Annotated in this window: 13 protein-coding genes and 1 tRNA gene; 5 read left to right on the forward strand and 9 right to left on the reverse strand. The window is 75.5% G+C overall.

Annotated elements, in window-relative coordinates:
- Nucleotides 1-9: 9 nt before the first annotated feature.
- Nucleotides 10-999 carry a DNA-3-methyladenine glycosylase gene (locus tag Q0817_RS09520; protein WP_298586293.1) on the forward strand — a complete coding sequence of 330 codons (990 nt, stop codon included), beginning with the start codon at nt 10-12 and terminating at the stop codon, nt 997-999.
- Nucleotides 1,000-1,051: 52 nt separating this feature from the next.
- Nucleotides 1,052-1,771, forward strand: coding sequence for a VIT family protein (locus Q0817_RS09525; RefSeq protein ID WP_298586296.1), 720 nt, complete (start codon nt 1,052-1,054; stop codon nt 1,769-1,771).
- Between the two features lie 113 nt (nt 1,772-1,884).
- Here Q0817_RS09525 and trxA read toward each other — a convergent pair whose 3' ends face one another.
- Entirely contained in the window at nt 1,885-2,262 is a 378-nt protein-coding gene (gene trxA, locus Q0817_RS09530) for a thioredoxin (RefSeq protein ID WP_035924949.1), read from the reverse strand.
- A 168-nt stretch (nt 2,263-2,430) separates the two neighbouring features.
- On the opposite strand from trxA, the gene Q0817_RS09535 reads away from it, so the two are divergent.
- Entirely contained in the window at nt 2,431-3,468 is a 1,038-nt protein-coding gene (locus Q0817_RS09535) for an LLM class flavin-dependent oxidoreductase (RefSeq protein WP_298586302.1), read from the forward strand.
- A 9-nt stretch (nt 3,469-3,477) separates the two neighbouring features.
- Here the strand turns inward: Q0817_RS09535 and Q0817_RS09540 are convergent, their stop codons facing one another.
- From Q0817_RS09540 to Q0817_RS09555, 4 genes are all read right to left on the reverse strand, one after another.
- Complete coding sequence (locus tag Q0817_RS09540; protein ID WP_298586305.1) at nt 3,478-4,152, reverse strand: class F sortase; 675 nt, start codon at nt 4,150-4,152, stop codon at nt 3,478-3,480.
- Nucleotides 4,153-4,237: 85 nt separating this feature from the next.
- Entirely contained in the window at nt 4,238-4,921 is a 684-nt protein-coding gene (locus Q0817_RS09545) for a hypothetical protein (protein WP_298586308.1), read from the reverse strand.
- A gap of 474 nt (nt 4,922-5,395) precedes the next feature.
- Nucleotides 5,396-5,477: transfer RNA gene (locus tag Q0817_RS09550), tRNA-Tyr, on the reverse strand.
- Nucleotides 5,478-5,583: 106 nt separating this feature from the next.
- Complete coding sequence (locus Q0817_RS09555; protein ID WP_298586310.1) at nt 5,584-5,904, reverse strand: hypothetical protein; 321 nt, start codon at nt 5,902-5,904, stop codon at nt 5,584-5,586.
- Nucleotides 5,905-6,040: 136 nt separating this feature from the next.
- Here Q0817_RS09555 and Q0817_RS09560 point away from each other — a divergent pair, with 136 nt between their 5' ends.
- Nucleotides 6,041-6,532, forward strand: coding sequence for a YajQ family cyclic di-GMP-binding protein (locus Q0817_RS09560; RefSeq protein WP_298586313.1), 492 nt, complete (start codon nt 6,041-6,043; stop codon nt 6,530-6,532).
- An 84-nt stretch (nt 6,533-6,616) separates the two neighbouring features.
- Here Q0817_RS09560 and htpX read toward each other — a convergent pair whose 3' ends face one another.
- The 3 genes from htpX to Q0817_RS09575 form a co-directional block, all read right to left on the reverse strand.
- Nucleotides 6,617-7,501 carry a zinc metalloprotease HtpX gene (gene htpX / locus Q0817_RS09565; RefSeq protein ID WP_298586316.1) on the reverse strand — a complete coding sequence of 295 codons (885 nt, stop codon included), beginning with the start codon at nt 7,499-7,501 and terminating at the stop codon, nt 6,617-6,619.
- A 147-nt stretch (nt 7,502-7,648) separates the two neighbouring features.
- Nucleotides 7,649-9,457, reverse strand: coding sequence for a zf-HC2 domain-containing protein (locus tag Q0817_RS09570; protein WP_298586319.1), 1,809 nt, complete (start codon nt 9,455-9,457; stop codon nt 7,649-7,651).
- Between the two features lie 254 nt (nt 9,458-9,711).
- Nucleotides 9,712-11,667, reverse strand: a complete 1,956-nt coding sequence (locus Q0817_RS09575) for a hypothetical protein (RefSeq protein WP_298586322.1) — start codon at nt 11,665-11,667, stop codon at nt 9,712-9,714.
- A 260-nt stretch (nt 11,668-11,927) separates the two neighbouring features.
- Here Q0817_RS09575 and Q0817_RS09580 point away from each other — a divergent pair, with 260 nt between their 5' ends.
- Complete coding sequence (locus Q0817_RS09580; RefSeq protein WP_298586325.1) at nt 11,928-12,431, forward strand: Fur family transcriptional regulator; 504 nt, start codon at nt 11,928-11,930, stop codon at nt 12,429-12,431.
- Between the two features lie 16 nt (nt 12,432-12,447).
- Here Q0817_RS09580 and Q0817_RS09585 read toward each other — a convergent pair whose 3' ends face one another.
- A complete protein-coding gene (locus Q0817_RS09585; RefSeq protein ID WP_298586327.1) occupies nt 12,448-13,890 on the reverse strand; it encodes an SseB family protein in 1,443 nt (480 codons plus the stop codon).
- Nucleotides 13,891-13,908: the final 18 nt, after the last annotated feature.

Raw genomic sequence — 13,908 nt, forward strand, 5'->3', positions numbered from 1 at the left:
CATGGTCTCATGGCCGTCACCGCTCCCCCGCCCGCCCGCCGGCACCCGGCCGGCCCGGACGCCGAGCTCGTGTGGGACCCGGAGGGCGCCCTGCACCTGGGCCAGACGCTCGGGGTGCTGGCCCGGGGCAGCGCCGATCCCCTGGTCCGGGTCGCGGCGCCCGACGTCGTGTGGGTCACCGCCCGGACCGCCGCGGGCCCGGTCACGGCCCGCTTCTCCCGCACCGGCGGCGGCCGTCCCCTCCAGCGGCCCGTGCACGTGCGCGCGTGGGGGCCGGGGGCCGGGGAGTTCCTCGGCGAGGCCCCGCGCTGGGCGGGCGCGGAGGACGCGTGGGACCGGTTCGAGGCCTCGGACGCCTACCGCGCCCTGCCGCACCGGCTGACCGCGGCCCGGCACCACCACCCGGGGCTGCGCCTGCCCTCGACCGGCCGGGTGCTGGACCGTGCCGTGCTCTCGGTGCTGGAGCAGCGCGTGACCGTGCGCGAGGCCGTGGCCGCCCATCGGCAGCTCGTGCGGCGTCACGGCGAGCCCGCGCCGGGCCCGGCCCCGGAGGGGATGCGGATCGCCCCGACCGCCGAGGCGTGGCTCCGGGTGCCCGTGTGGGAGTGGCACCGGGCGGGGGTCGACGGCGCCCGGGCCGCCACCGTCCGGCGCGTGGCCGAGCGGGCCGCCGCCCTCGAGCGGCTGGGCCGCGGCCCCCTGGACGCCGAGCTGCACCGGGGGCTGCGCTCGATCCCCGGTCTCGGGCCCTGGACGGTCGCGGAGATCGTCCAGTGCACCCACGGGGACCCGGACTCGGTCAGCGTCTTCGACTTCCACCTCGCGGACACGGTGTGCTGGTTCTTCGACCGGCGCCCCGGCGACGACCGCCGGATGCTCGAGCTGCTGGAGCCGTGGCGGGGCGACCGGCAGCGGGTGGTGCGCCTGCTGCGGGCCTCGGGGTTCCGCAAGCCCTCGTTCGCGCCGCGCCTGCACCCGGAGGACCACCGGCGCCGGTGAGGACATCCTGTCCTTGCTGGCACGGCGGGGCCCGCGGGCGTTGAATGGGGTCATGACGACCGAACACGTGATCGAGGAGCCGCACGGGGCGGGCTACACCGAGCGGATGAACAAGCTGCGGGCCGGGGTGCTGGGTGCCAATGACGGGATCGTCTCGGTGGCCGCGGTCGTGGTCGGCGTGGCCGGCGCCACGACGAGCACCAGCGCGATCCTCCTGGCAGGGGGCGCGGCCCTGGTCGGCGGGGCCCTGTCCATGGCCCAGGGCGAGTACGTGTCCGTGTCCAGCCAGGCGGACTCCCACCGGGCCCTGATCGAGAAGGAGAAGCAGGAGCTGATCGACATGCCCGAGGCCGAGCTCCAGGAGCTCGCCGAGATCTACGAGACCAAGGGTCTGTCCACCGGGACGGCCCGGCTGGTGGCGCTGGAGCTCACCGAGCACGACGCCCTGGCCGCGCACCTCGACGCGGAGCTCAACATCGACGCGGACGACATCGTCAGCCCGTGGGGCGCGGCGGTCGCCTCCGCGCTGGCCTTCCTCGTGGGAGCACTGCTGCCCATGCTCGCGATCCTGCTGCCGCCGGAGGCCTGGCGGATCCCGGTGACCTTCGTCGCGGTGCTCGCGGCGCTCGCGCTCACCGGCTGGCTCGGGGCCCGCCTCGGGGACACGCCGCAGCGGGGCCGCGCGGTGCTGCGCGTGGTGGTGGGCGGGGCGCTGGCCCTGCTGGCCACCTTCGCGCTCGGCTGGCTGTTCGGCGTCACCGGCGTCGTCTGAGCCGCTGCCGTGCGGGTCCGCGTCGCGGGCACGACGACGTCGGGCCCCGTCTCCTCGGAGACGGGGCCCGACGTGGTCGTGTCCGGCGTGCTCGTGCGGAAGCGGTTCCGCGCTCAGGCGTTGGGCGCGTCCTGGGACTGCTTCGCGACCTCGGCGCGGACCTCTTCCATGTCGAGGCCCTTGACGGCGTCGATGACCTGGTCGAGGGCGGAGGCGGGCAGGGCGCCCGGCTGGGAGAACACGAGGATGCCCTCGCGGAAGGCCATGAGCGTGGGGATCGACGAGATCTGGGCCGACGCGGCGAGCATCTGCTGCTCCTCCGTGTCGACCTTCCCGAAGACGATGTCCTCGTGCTTCTCCGAGGCGGCCTCGTAGGTCGGCGCGAACTGCTTGCAGGGGCCGCACCACTCGGCCCACCAGTCGAGCAGGACGATGTCGTTCTCGGCGATGGTCTGGCCCAGGGTGTCCTGGGTGATGTCAACGGTAGCCATGCCCTCCAGCGTAGAGGCCGGGCCGCCCGAGGGCACAGGATTTCACTGCTGGCTCAAGACCGGTCGGCGCGCCCGGACTAGACTGGGCGCCCGGGCCGGTCCTCCGGCCCGGGCTTCCGGCCCGGGCTTCCGGACCGGAGCCAGGCCCCGTGCACGCCGAGGTGCGCCATGAACTTCGAGATCGGCATCTTCTCCCTGGGCGAGGTGGTCCCGGACCCCGTCACGGGCACCCGCCCCGACAGCCGTCAGCGCCTGCGGGACATCATCGAGCTGGCCGAGGCCGCGGAGCGCGCCGGGCTCACCGTGATGGGCGTCGGGGAGAACCACGGCACGGACGTGGTGGCGGCCTCCCCCGTGGTGCTGCTGTCCGCGATCGCCGGTCGCACCCACCTCCTGCGGCTCACCACCGCCGTCTCCGTGCTCACGGCCGGGGACCCCGTGCGGCTCTACGAGCAGATCGCCATGCTGGACAACATCTCGGGTGGCCGGGCGGAGATGATCGTGGGCCGCGGCGCCTCCCAGGGCGTGCTGGACGCCCTGGGCCTGGGGCAGGAGGACCACGACGCCATCTTCGAGGAGAAGCTGCGCCAGCTGCTCCGGGTGCGCGAGACGGACCCGGTGACCCTCGTCGGCCCGCTCCCCCAGCACGGCGTGGACTTCGACCTCGAGCCCCGTCCGCTGCAGCCGTGCCTGCCGATCTGGCTGGGCACCTCGGGCACGCCGGCCTCCGTGGCCCGCGCGGGGGCGCTCGGGCTGCCCCTCGCCCTGCTGCGCACGCACGGTCCGTTCGCCGGGGCCGTGCCCGTCGTCGCGGCCTACCGGCGGGCCCTCGAGTCGTCCTGCCGGGACGCCGGGACCCCGGTGGGTCTCAACGTGCCGGGCTTCGTGGCGCGCACCCCGGCGCAGGCGCGGGAGCTCAGCCACCCCTACTTCGCTGCCGGGGCCCGCAGCCACGGGCCGGTCCGGCCGGGCGATCCCCGCTGGTCCCGGGAGGAGTACGACCGGGAGTGCGCCCCGGAGGGGACCCTCGTGGTGGGGGACGTGGACGAGGTCGTCGCCAAGATCGTGGCGCAGCAGCGCGCGATGGGCCACGAGCGCCTCCTGCTGCGGATGGACGCGGGCGGCGTCCCGCACCACCTGGCGCTGGAGTCGATCACGCTGCTCGGCGCCGAGGTGGTGCCACGGGTGCGCGCCGCCCTGGGCTGAGGCCCGGGGTCAGTCCTGCGCGGGGGACGCCGTGAGCACGACGTTCTTGCCCCACAGGTCCTCGGTGTAGCAGCTGACGATGACCAGCCGGTCCGGCACGATCCGCCAGATGTCGCTGTCCTTCAGGGTGTTCTTGTCGTGGGTGACCACGGAGTCCACCACGTACTCCAGGGTCCCGGTCCCGGTCTCGACCTCGATCTCGCTGCCCACCAGGCCGGGGTCGCTCAGCCGGTTGAACGGGGCGTCCCGGTCCTCCCAGCTGTGGCCGGTGATGTAGGTGGTGTTCTCCGACCCCTCCCCCGGCATCCCGTACGGGGTGAGCCAGTAGCCGTCCAGGGTGTCCGGCGGGACCAGCAGCTCCGTGGCCAGCTCCTGCTCGCTGGGCGTCAGCGGCAGGACGGTCACGTCGAACCCGGCGTCCTCGACGGCCAGCCGCACGGGCGCCGCCGCCGCCGGCCGGTCGGAGGAGGCCGTGGCGGACGCCGCGGTGGTGGGTGCCGCCGGGGTGGCCTCCCCCGGGGCGGCCGCCGTCGCGGCCGGGGAGCCGGCGTCGGTGCCCTCCGCGCCCCACGGGTCCGTCAGCAGCACCGTGGACAGGACCGCCACGGCGCCGAGACCGCCGGCGGCGGCCCAGCGCGTGCTGGCACTGCGGCGCGGCGCGGCCTTCTGCTCGGGGGCGTCCATGCTGGGGTCCTCACGGGTCGGCTCGGGAAATGGCTGCGCCCTGGTGCCGCGCGAGCGCGGCACCAGGGCGGTCAGCGGTGCTGGATCAGGCGCGCCCGCGGCGCATCCGGAAGGCCACGGCCCCCGACACGGCCGCACCGGCGGCCAGCAGGCCGGCCAGCACACCCGTGCTGAGCCCGCCCTCCTCAGCAGTCTGCATGTTGATGCCCTGGTTCACACCGGTGTCGGTGCCCGCGCCGGCCCAGTCCTCGGAGTCGCTCCAGTCGTCCCCGCCGGTCCCGGTGCCCAGGACCTCGCAGTTGTTCTGGAACAGCGCCACGAGATCGGCGCCGTCCTCCATGAAGACCTCGCCCTGCGCACGGGCCTCCGTGGCGGCGGTCCGGAAGTTCGCCGCGGCCGCGGAGCTGGCCGCGTAGGCCTCGTCCACGGCGGGGTCGTCCGTCGACGCGGCGTAGGACTCCTGCAGGTTCAGGATCTCGGTCCAGGCGCCGCGGGCACGGTCCATGGTGGCGTCGTTCACGATGGCGTCCTCCAGCACGGCCTGCTGGGTCTGGAGCTGGGCCAGGACGGCCTGGTCCGTGACGAGGGAGTTGAAGTGCGCGCCCGTGTCGTAGAGGTGGTCGGCCGCGGTGACCAGGTTGGTCACCGTGGTGCTGGCGGCGGGGGCCACACAGGTGTCGGCGTGGGCCGCGGGGGCGCCCAGGAACAGGCCTCCGGCCAGGACGGCAGCCGACGAGCCCGCGGCCACCCACTTCTTCACAGCAGTCATATCGGTCTGTCTCCTCAAATCATTCAGAACCCCGGGCCTGCCCCTGGGGTACCAGCGCGCGGCACAGTCCTTCCCAGCGCCCTCGGCGTCGCGCACCGGCGGGAGCACTGCAGGGTCGGTCGTGCTGCTGGTCATCCGGTGTAGGGGGTCCCGACGTGCCGGCTCGGGGAGTGCGGGCACGTGGCCGGATGATGCTGTCGCCTCAAGATACAAGGGTATTCATGTTCTTAGCAATTGTTAAGGCTGTCACGGCGCGGCGCGCGTCCCGGCGTGTCCCCGGATCGGGGGATCCGGCCCCATGATTCCGCGCCGGCGCGGGAGCTCCCGTTCCGAGGTCCTGCACCGGCCCAGGGGGCGCTCGCGGCGGCCAGGAGAGTGGCGCGCGTCCCGGCGGCGAGGGACCGCGCGCCGGGTCGTGACCGGCAACGACGAAGGCCCCGGTCCTCGGACCGGGGCCTTGCGTGGTGTCGCTCGTGGCAGATGAGGGATTCGAACCCCCGTAGGCATTGCCAGCTGATTTACAGTCAGCCCCCTTTGGCCGCTCGGGTAATCTGCCGGGGTGCTGCCCCCGGTCCGTCCGGACCGGCGGTGGCGGCCCCCGCGTGCGGGAGCAGTTCAACAGTACAGAACATCCGCCGCGATGCGAAATTGCCGGGACCGGCTCAGGGAGCGAGCCGCTCGCAGACCTGCTGGAGGAACTTCTTGGCCTGCTCGGCGGTGATCTCGCCGTGGGTCACGGCCTCCGCGAGGTCCTGGGCGACGCCGACCAGTCGCTGGGCCACCTCGGGGTCGATCCGCTCGGGGGCCGCGGCCCCCGTGCCCGGGTGCGGCCGCGGCGCCGTCTCGGCCGCGGTGGCCGCCGCCGGGCCCAGCCCGATGCCCATCAGCAGGACCGCCGCCAGCGCGGTGGCCGCCACGGCGCTGCCGCGCCGGGTCCGGCCCGGGACGGGCACCACGTCGTCGTGGCCCTGGGATGTGCTCATGCCGCCATCCTGGGAGACCGACCTGAACAGTTCCTTGGGCGCAGGTCACGAAACGGTGACGAGGCCGCCCGGTAGGCTGGGCCACAGTCCCACGGGCCGCACACCGCCCGTCCACCGTCCCAGCACAGGAGGCAGCATGGCCAGCGATTCCTCGTTCGACGTCGTCAGCAAGGTCGACAAGCAGGAGGTGTCCAACGCCCTGAACCAGGCGCAGAAGGAGATCGCGCAGCGCTACGACTTCAAGGGCGTGGGCGCCGAGATCGACTTCTCCGGCGAGAAGATCCTCATGAAGGCGAATTCCGAGGAGCGCGTCAACGCCGTCCTCGACGTCTTCCAGTCGAAGCTGGTCAAGCGCGGCATCTCCCTGAAGTCCCTCGACGCCGGGGAGCCCTTCGCCTCCGGCAAGGAGTACCGGATCGAGGCCTCCGTGAAGGAGGGCATCGCCCAGGACCAGGCGAAGAAGATCACCAAGCTCATCCGCGACGAGGGCCCCAAGGGCGTCAAGGCCACCATCCAGGGCGACGAGCTCCGGGTGTCCTCCAAGTCCCGCGACGACCTCCAGGACGTCATCACGCTGCTCAAGGGCTCGGAGCTCGACGTGGACCTGCAGTTCATCAACTACCGCTGAGTCCCGGCACGCAGCTCGCCCCGCACGACGACGGAGCCGCCCACCTCGCGAGGTGGGCGGCTCCGTCGTCGTCGGTGGGTGCGGTCAGCGGCGGCCGATCCCGGCCATGCCCTCGAGCCGGGCCACGCGGTCGGCGGTCGGCGGGTGGGTGCGGAACAGGCTCGCCGCGCCGCCGCCCCGGAACGGGTTGGCGATCATCAGGTGCGAGGTGTTGACGAGTTTCTGGTCGGCGGGGTTCAGCGGCCGCGCGTTCGTGCCCGTCTCGATCTTGCGCAGGGCCGAGGCCAGCGCCAGCGGGTCCCCTGTGAGCTGCGCGCCGTCCTCGTCGGCGTCGTACTCGCGCGTGCGGGAGACCGCGAGCTGGATGACGGTCGCGGCGAGGGGCGCCAGGAAGGCCAGGAGCAGCCCCACCAGGGGGTTGCCGCGGTCGCCGCCCCGCCCGCCGCCGAAGATGGCCGTGAACTGGAGGAACTGCGCGGCCGCGGTGATGATGCCGGCCACGGCCGCGGCGATCGAGGACGTGAGGATGTCCCGGTTGTAGACGTGCATCAGCTCGTGGCCGAGCACGCCCCGCAGCTCGCGCTCGTCGAGCAGCTGGAGGATGCCCTCCGTCACGCAGACCGCGGAGTTCTCCGGGTTCCGCCCGGTGGCGAACGCGTTGGGGCTCATCGTCGGCGCGATGAACAGGCGGGGCATCGGCTGGTTCGCCCGCTGCGACAGCTCCCGCACGATCCGGTAGTACCCCGGCGCCTGCTCCTCCGTGACGGGGATGGCACGCATGGAGCGCAGTGCGAGCTTGTCGCTGTTCCAGTAGCTGTACGCCGTGGACGCCAGGCCGATCAGCGCGAAGATCCAGATGAAGACGCTGCTGCCCGTCCCGCTCGCCACGAACCACCCGATGGCCAGCAGCACCGCCCACAAGCCGCCGAGGAGCAGGACGGTCTTGAGCCCGTTGTTGTGGTGGTGCATCGCGGGTGCGGCTCCTTCATCGGGGGCATGGGTCTTCCGCTGAGCACAACCGCGCCGGCGGCTCAGGTCTTCCCCGGTCGGGCGACGCCCAGAGATCTCCCAGCGGGCTCCTGGCGTCCTTCCGCTCGCCCCCGGAGCGGGCCGCGGTCACACGCCGGGGGTGGGGCCGGCGACGGCGGTCTCGCCGGGCGCAGGGGGCGTGCTCCCGGGCGCCGGTGCCGCGCTCCCGGGCGCCGGGGCACCGGCTGCCGGGGGCTGGGACGCCAGGACGTCGGGGACGGGGACCTCCGCGGCGGGAGGCTCGGACGCCGGGGGCTGCTCCAGCGGGGCCTGCGGCACCGGTGCTTCGGACACCGGTGCTCCGGGCTCGGGGGTCTCGGCCGCCGGGGTCTCGGTCGCCGGTGACTCCGCCACGGGGGTCCCACCGGCCGGCACCTCGGGCGCGGGCCTCCCGGGCGCTGGTGCCTCGGGAGCCGGCGGCTGCTCGTCGCCGGCGCCCCCGGTCGACGTGCCTCCGTCGTCCCCGGACGACGCCGGAGCGCCGCCCCCGCCACCGGCGGCGGCGCCGTCCGCCGATGACGCCCCCGGGGACCCTGCACCCGAGGACCCGGCGCCCGGGCCCTCTGCGCGCGACGCCGCGGACCGGGGCGCACGGCCGTCGTCCAGGGCGCTCTTCTGCGTGTGGGGCGCCTCCCCCGTCCCGCGGCCGGTCGACGCGCCGGAGCCGGCGCCGGTCCCCCCGGCGCCTGCGGCCGACCCCTCCTCCGTGGCGGCGGTGATGAGCGTGGCGCTGCCGGCACGCGCGGTACGCGCCTCGGCGGCGGCCTCGGTCAGGGGGCCGGGAGACGGTTCGGTGGTCGGCAGCGACAGCAGCCCGCCGGCCCGGCCGGGCACCGCGGCACCGGGGCCGCGTGCCACCGTCGCCGCGGCGTCGTCGGTCCCGGAGGACGTGGGAGGCGCGGCGGCGGAGGACGGCGTCGTGCCGGAGCCGCCGACCCGCCCGGAGGCCTGGGTTGTCCCGTCGCCGAGACCGCCGGAGCCCGTCACGGCGACTCCGGCGAGCGCCGCGGCGGCTGCCAGGGCGCCGGCGCCGAGCAGCACCTTCCGGCCCCGGCGTGAGACGTGGACGGCGGCGAGGGCCCCGCCTGCCACGTCGGTGCCCGGAGCCGCGCCCAGGCGTCCGGCGCTCATCCGTCCGGCGGTCCGGATCAGCTCCCCGAGCTCGTCGGTCCGGGTGTCCCACAGCGGCACCCCGGCGAGCACGGGCAGCAGCCAGCCGCGCAGGCCGGCCTCGGTGTCCTGGAGGTACAGGTGGTCGGCGGTGCAGCGGGGGCACTCGTCGAGGTGGGACCGCACGGCCTGCGTCCGCTCGGCCGTCAGGCCGTCGTCCCCGAAGGCGCCGAGGTCGGCCGCGCAGTCCGCGCACCCGGGGAGGGTGGTAAGATCCAGCCGGGCCTGGCGGTAGGCGGCCCGCAGCCCGGCGCGCGCCTCGAGGTGCAGCGCGGTGGTGGCCGCCGGGCTCAGCCCGAGCACCGCGGCCGTCCGCTCGAGCTCGAGGGCCTCGATCTCGAGGTGCCACAGCACGGCCTGCCAGGACGCCGGAAGGCCGAGATAGACGCCGGTGACGGTCTCGGCCGCGTGCCCTCGCTCCACGCCTGCCCGGCCGACGACGGAGACCAGCCGGGCCCGCAGGAAGACGCCCGGTCCGTCCTCGGCCTCGCCCTTCCCGCCCTCGTCGCCGAGCTCGGCGAGGAGCTGGTCGAAGGAGGTGCCCGCCAGCTGCTCCGCGTCCTGGCGGCTCGGCGTGTGGAGCCGGGCCACGACCACGGCGGTGTGCCAGTGCCGGTCCCGCAGGTCCGGGAAGGCGTCGGGGCGCTGCGCCCGCACCGCGGCGAGCAGCTCCTCGTCGGTGCGAGGGGTGCGCCCCTGGGCGAGCGCCTCGGTCGTGCGCGTCATGGGATCTCCGTGGGTCTCGGGAACGCTCGGCCACCTTTCGGTGCGGGCGACCCGGGAGCGGTGCCGCAGGGTCGCGGCCCCCCGGCGATCACGATGACGACGCGCGCGCCGACGGCGTGCGGTTCCTGACTGTGGACCCCCCGGTCCCCCGGTCCCATCGTAGAGCGCGGCGGCGGAGGGCCGCACGCCACCCCGTCACGACTCGTTCCCGTTCGTAACACTGGACCGCCGGGGGCGACGGCGGGGACCTGCGCTCAGCGGCGCGCGCGCTCCTCGCCTGCGCCGCCGTCGCCGTGGCCGGGGGACGTGCCGTGCCGTCCCCGCTCGTGGTCGCCGCCCCGGCGGCCGGCGTCCCGCCGCGCGCCGGACCGGTCCTCGTGCCGGCTCTGCTCGCGGTGCCACGACCGGCGCTCGTCCTGCCGCGCTCCGCGGGCGCCCGCGTGCGGGTGCTCTCGTCCGGCCCCGGGAGCGGTGCCCGTGCGCGCGGGGTCGGTCGGCGGTGCGGTCGTCCGGGCCGGAGGCGCCGGCGCCTTGAGCGGCGCGGGGCTGGCGTCCACGGTCGGCAGGGAGGTCGGCACCGGGGGTACCGGTGCGGGCGGGCCCGCCTTCCGCGCCGGTGCGGGAGCGGTCGAGGGAGCCTCCGGTTGCCGGGTCGACGGCGCGCTCGTCGGGGAGCCCTGGGACGATGTGTCCCGCGCGGAGCCACCGGCGGACGCGGCACCGGGGGTCCCGGCCTCCGCGGCCGGGGCCCCACCGCGCTCGGGTGCCGGCCCCTCCGCGACGGCTCCCGGCCGGGTGGCCCCGTCGACCGCAGAGGGACCCGACGTGTCCGCGGAGGCGCCGCCGTCCTCGGCCGCCGCGGCGCCCGTCCCGACGGACCCGCGGTCGGCCACGGCCACCAGGGCGGCGACCTCCTGCGGTGCACCGTCCCCGGGCGCTCCGGCCGGGGCGTCACCGGGACCGGCCTCCTCCGGGCGGGCCGAGTCCTGCTCACCGTCCGGACCGGCGTCCCCGCCGCCGGCCTCGTCGCCGTCCGTCCGCGCCGCGCCCGAGTCGTCCGCGCTCGACCTCTCCAGGTCCTGGGCGGTGCGCGGCGCCTGCTCGGCGGCCAGGCTGTCCGCGGCGGGGACGGGGTCCCCGCCGCCGGAGACTCCCACGGCGGCGACGGCCACGGCGGTCGCCAGGGCACCGGCGCCCAGCAGGACCTTCGCCGTGCGGCCCGACCACGCGGAGGTGCTCGCCGCCTCGTCCGGACGGGCACCGGCGGCGCCCGCACCGGCGGCCGCCGCCCCCGCACCGACGCCGCCCGCCCCCGCACGGGCACCGGCCGTCCCCGCACGGGCACCGGCTGCCCCCGTACCTGCGCCGACGGCAGCGACCCCCGCACCGGCCGCGGCGGCACCCGTTCCGGCCCCTGCCGCCGTGGCGGTGCCGGCCCCGGCGATGAGGCCGGCGAGCTCGAGGGCCTCGGTGCCCCACAGCGGCAGGCCGGCCAGCACGGGCAGCGTCCAGGTCCTCAGGCCCGTCCCGATGTCCTGACGGCTCAGGTACTCGGCGGTGCAGCGGGCGCACCCGTCCAGGTGGGTCTTGACGTCCCGCCGGCTCCGCTGGCCGCGGGTGCCCCGGACGAAGTGGGCGAGCTCGCCGGAGAACTCCGCGCACTCCGGTCCCGCCGTGCGGTCCGCCGCCGCCTGGCCGTAGAGCCCCCGGAGCCCCCGGACCATGTCGCGGTGCAGGCCGGCGGCCGCGACCGCGCCGAGTCCCAGGGCGGCCGCGGCGCGGCGCGCGCTGTGGCCCAGCACCTCGGTGCGCCAGAGGACGCCCTGCCACTCGGCGGGCAGGCCGCTGAAGACCCTGACCAGGGACGTGGGGTCGGAGGGGTCGTCCGGCAGCGCGACCGGCCGCGTGCCGCCGTCGGCCTCCCGCCCGACCATCCACACGACGAAGGCGCCGAGGAACGCACGGGGCCCGCCGCCCTCGCCGACGATCTGCTCGATCCGCCCGAAGGCTGCCCCGGCGAGGCGCTCCGACTCCTCCGCGCTGCCCGTCCGCGACCGCGCCACGGCGAGGGCCGTGCCGTGGTACCGCTCCCGCAGCATCCCGAAGGCCTCGGTGTCCCCGGAGTGGGCGGCGTCGAGGAGGACGTCGTCGAGGGGAGCCTCCGACTCGCCGGTGGGGCCGTTCGAGCGGGCGTGGGCAGGACGCGTCATGTCTGTCTCCGTGGTGGTCGCGGTCGTTCGGGAAGAAAGAGCTTCGGGAACGTCCCGTCCGGCCCGCGGGCGCGCGCGCCCCGAGACAGTGCCGGACCCCCATCCCCCGGGCACATCGTAAGCCCAGGTCAGAGGCGGGCAAAGGCGGGAGGGAGCCGGTGCGACCAGAATGGTCACGAGGGGTTGACCATCGCGAACAGCCCTGGGGGCGGACCCATCCCGCTATTGTGAGTCCATCGTGATAACGCTACTGTGGAGGGATGCAGACAACGGAACGCCCCGCACCGGACGCCGCCCGGGCCGCCGCGTGGTCGGACCTGTTGCGCTCCCACGGCCGCCGGGTCACCAAGCAGCGGCTGGCCGTCCTCGACGCGGTGGACCGCCGCCCGCACTCCACCGCCGAGGAGGTCCTCGCGGACGTCCGCACGGTGCTGCCGGCGATCACGCTCCAGTCGGTCTACGTGGTCCTCTCCGATCTCACGGCCGTCGGCATGCTGCGCAAGTTCGAGCCGCCCGCGTCGCCGGCCCTGTACGAGACCCGCACCGGGGACAACCACCACCACGCGTACTGCGTGCGCTGCGGCACGGTCGCCGACGTCGACTGCGCCGTCGGCCACACCCCGTGCCTCACGCCCTCCGAGCACCACGGCATGCAGCTGCTCACCGCCGACGTCGTCTACCAGGGCATCTGCGCCGACTGCCTCGCGGCAGGTGCGGCCCCCGTGCACACCTCCCCCGAGCAGCCCTCCCCCACCGCGGGCTGACCGGCCCGCGCGGCGCTCAGCTCCCGGCCGGGCCCTGCACGGCCTCCCCGCCGGAGGAGCCGCCGGTCCCCGCCCCCTGCTCCTTCTCCGTCCCCTGGTCCTTTTCCGTCCCCTGGTCCTTCTCCGTCCCCTGGTCCTTCGTCACGAGGGCCAGGAGTTCCCGGAGCTGGTCGGCGGTCAGCGTGGCCACCGGAGGGTGCGCGTTGATGCTGACCTTCCGCGCCCCGGCGTCGAGGGCGAAGCGCAGGGCCTGGCGGGCCGGCGCGGAGCGGACCTCGAGGGTGCTGTCCAGCACGGCGATCTCGGCCGCCGAGGTGAACAGCAGGAGGGTGTCCGGTGTGGCGCCCTCCTCCTGCGGCTTCGCGTAGACGGGCACGGCCCGCCCGTCCTGCACGCGCGCCCCCAGCAGCAGCACCGCGTCCGGGGCCAGGAGGCCGGCGAGCAGCTGCGACATGTTGTTCTCGAGCATCGCGGTCTTCACGGCGTCGTTGCGCGGCGCGCGCATGGCCCACTCGACCTGGGGGCGGCTGATCCGGCACCCCTGGCGGGCGGGGTCGATGACCAGGTGGTCGTACTGCGGATCGTCCGCGAGCATCTTCAGCACCTTCACGGCGGACTCGCGCAGCAGCACGGGCTTCCCGCCGTCCGGGTGGTGGCGGTCGAACATGGCCTGGGCCTCGGCCGCCGAGGTGTAGACGGCCAGCGACCGCGTGCCGTCGGGCTCCCCCAGGGTCTGGACGCGCAGGGTCGACTCCGGCCCCACGGCCTCCCCGCCCGGCCCCGCCACGAGGTCGCTCGCGGTGACGTCCAGGAGCAGGGAGCCCGCCATGCACTGACGGATGACGTCGATCATCGCCTTGTTGTCCGGGGCGTTCGCGAACCGGTCGACGGCCGCCCGCACCAGGGGGTGGACGACGCCGTCGGTGTCGGCCTGCTGCTCGGCATCCGGCGCGAGGGCCGGCAGCTCGACGCCGTCCCGCTCGGCGAGCTCGGCGGCCCACACGGGGATCCGGGCACGGGTGCGGGGGAAGCGCTCGAGGTGCTCCAGGACGTCCTGGGCCGTGAACGGCCCCTCGGTCCCCCACTGGCGGGGCTCGCCGTCGAGGTCGTAGGTCCCTGCGATCCGGTGGGTCGGCTCGGGCCAGCCCTCGGCGAGGATCACGACGGTGGCGGTGAACCACGTCCCGCGCCCCGGGACGTGGACGCTCTCCCGCAGCTGCTCGACGGCGGGGATGACGGCGCTGTCCTCCTTGATGGGTCCGGCCGTGCCCGGCACCACCTCCTGCCCCCGCTGCTCGCGCACGCGCAGGTGCACGCGACCGCCCTGGACCTTGAGGTCCACGACCATCCGGTCCCAGCCCGGCTCCGCGCGCAGCACGGAGAGCACCCACGAGCCGATGGTGTTCAGCAGCTCCTGCCGGGCGGGTCCGGGGGGCGGGGTGGCGGGGGTCTCGCTCATGCGGTGGCTCGTTCCCGG

Origin of the sequence: uncultured Kocuria sp. (assembly GCF_947500125.1) — a bacterium.
Lineage (GTDB): Bacteria > Actinomycetota > Actinomycetes > Actinomycetales > Micrococcaceae > Kocuria.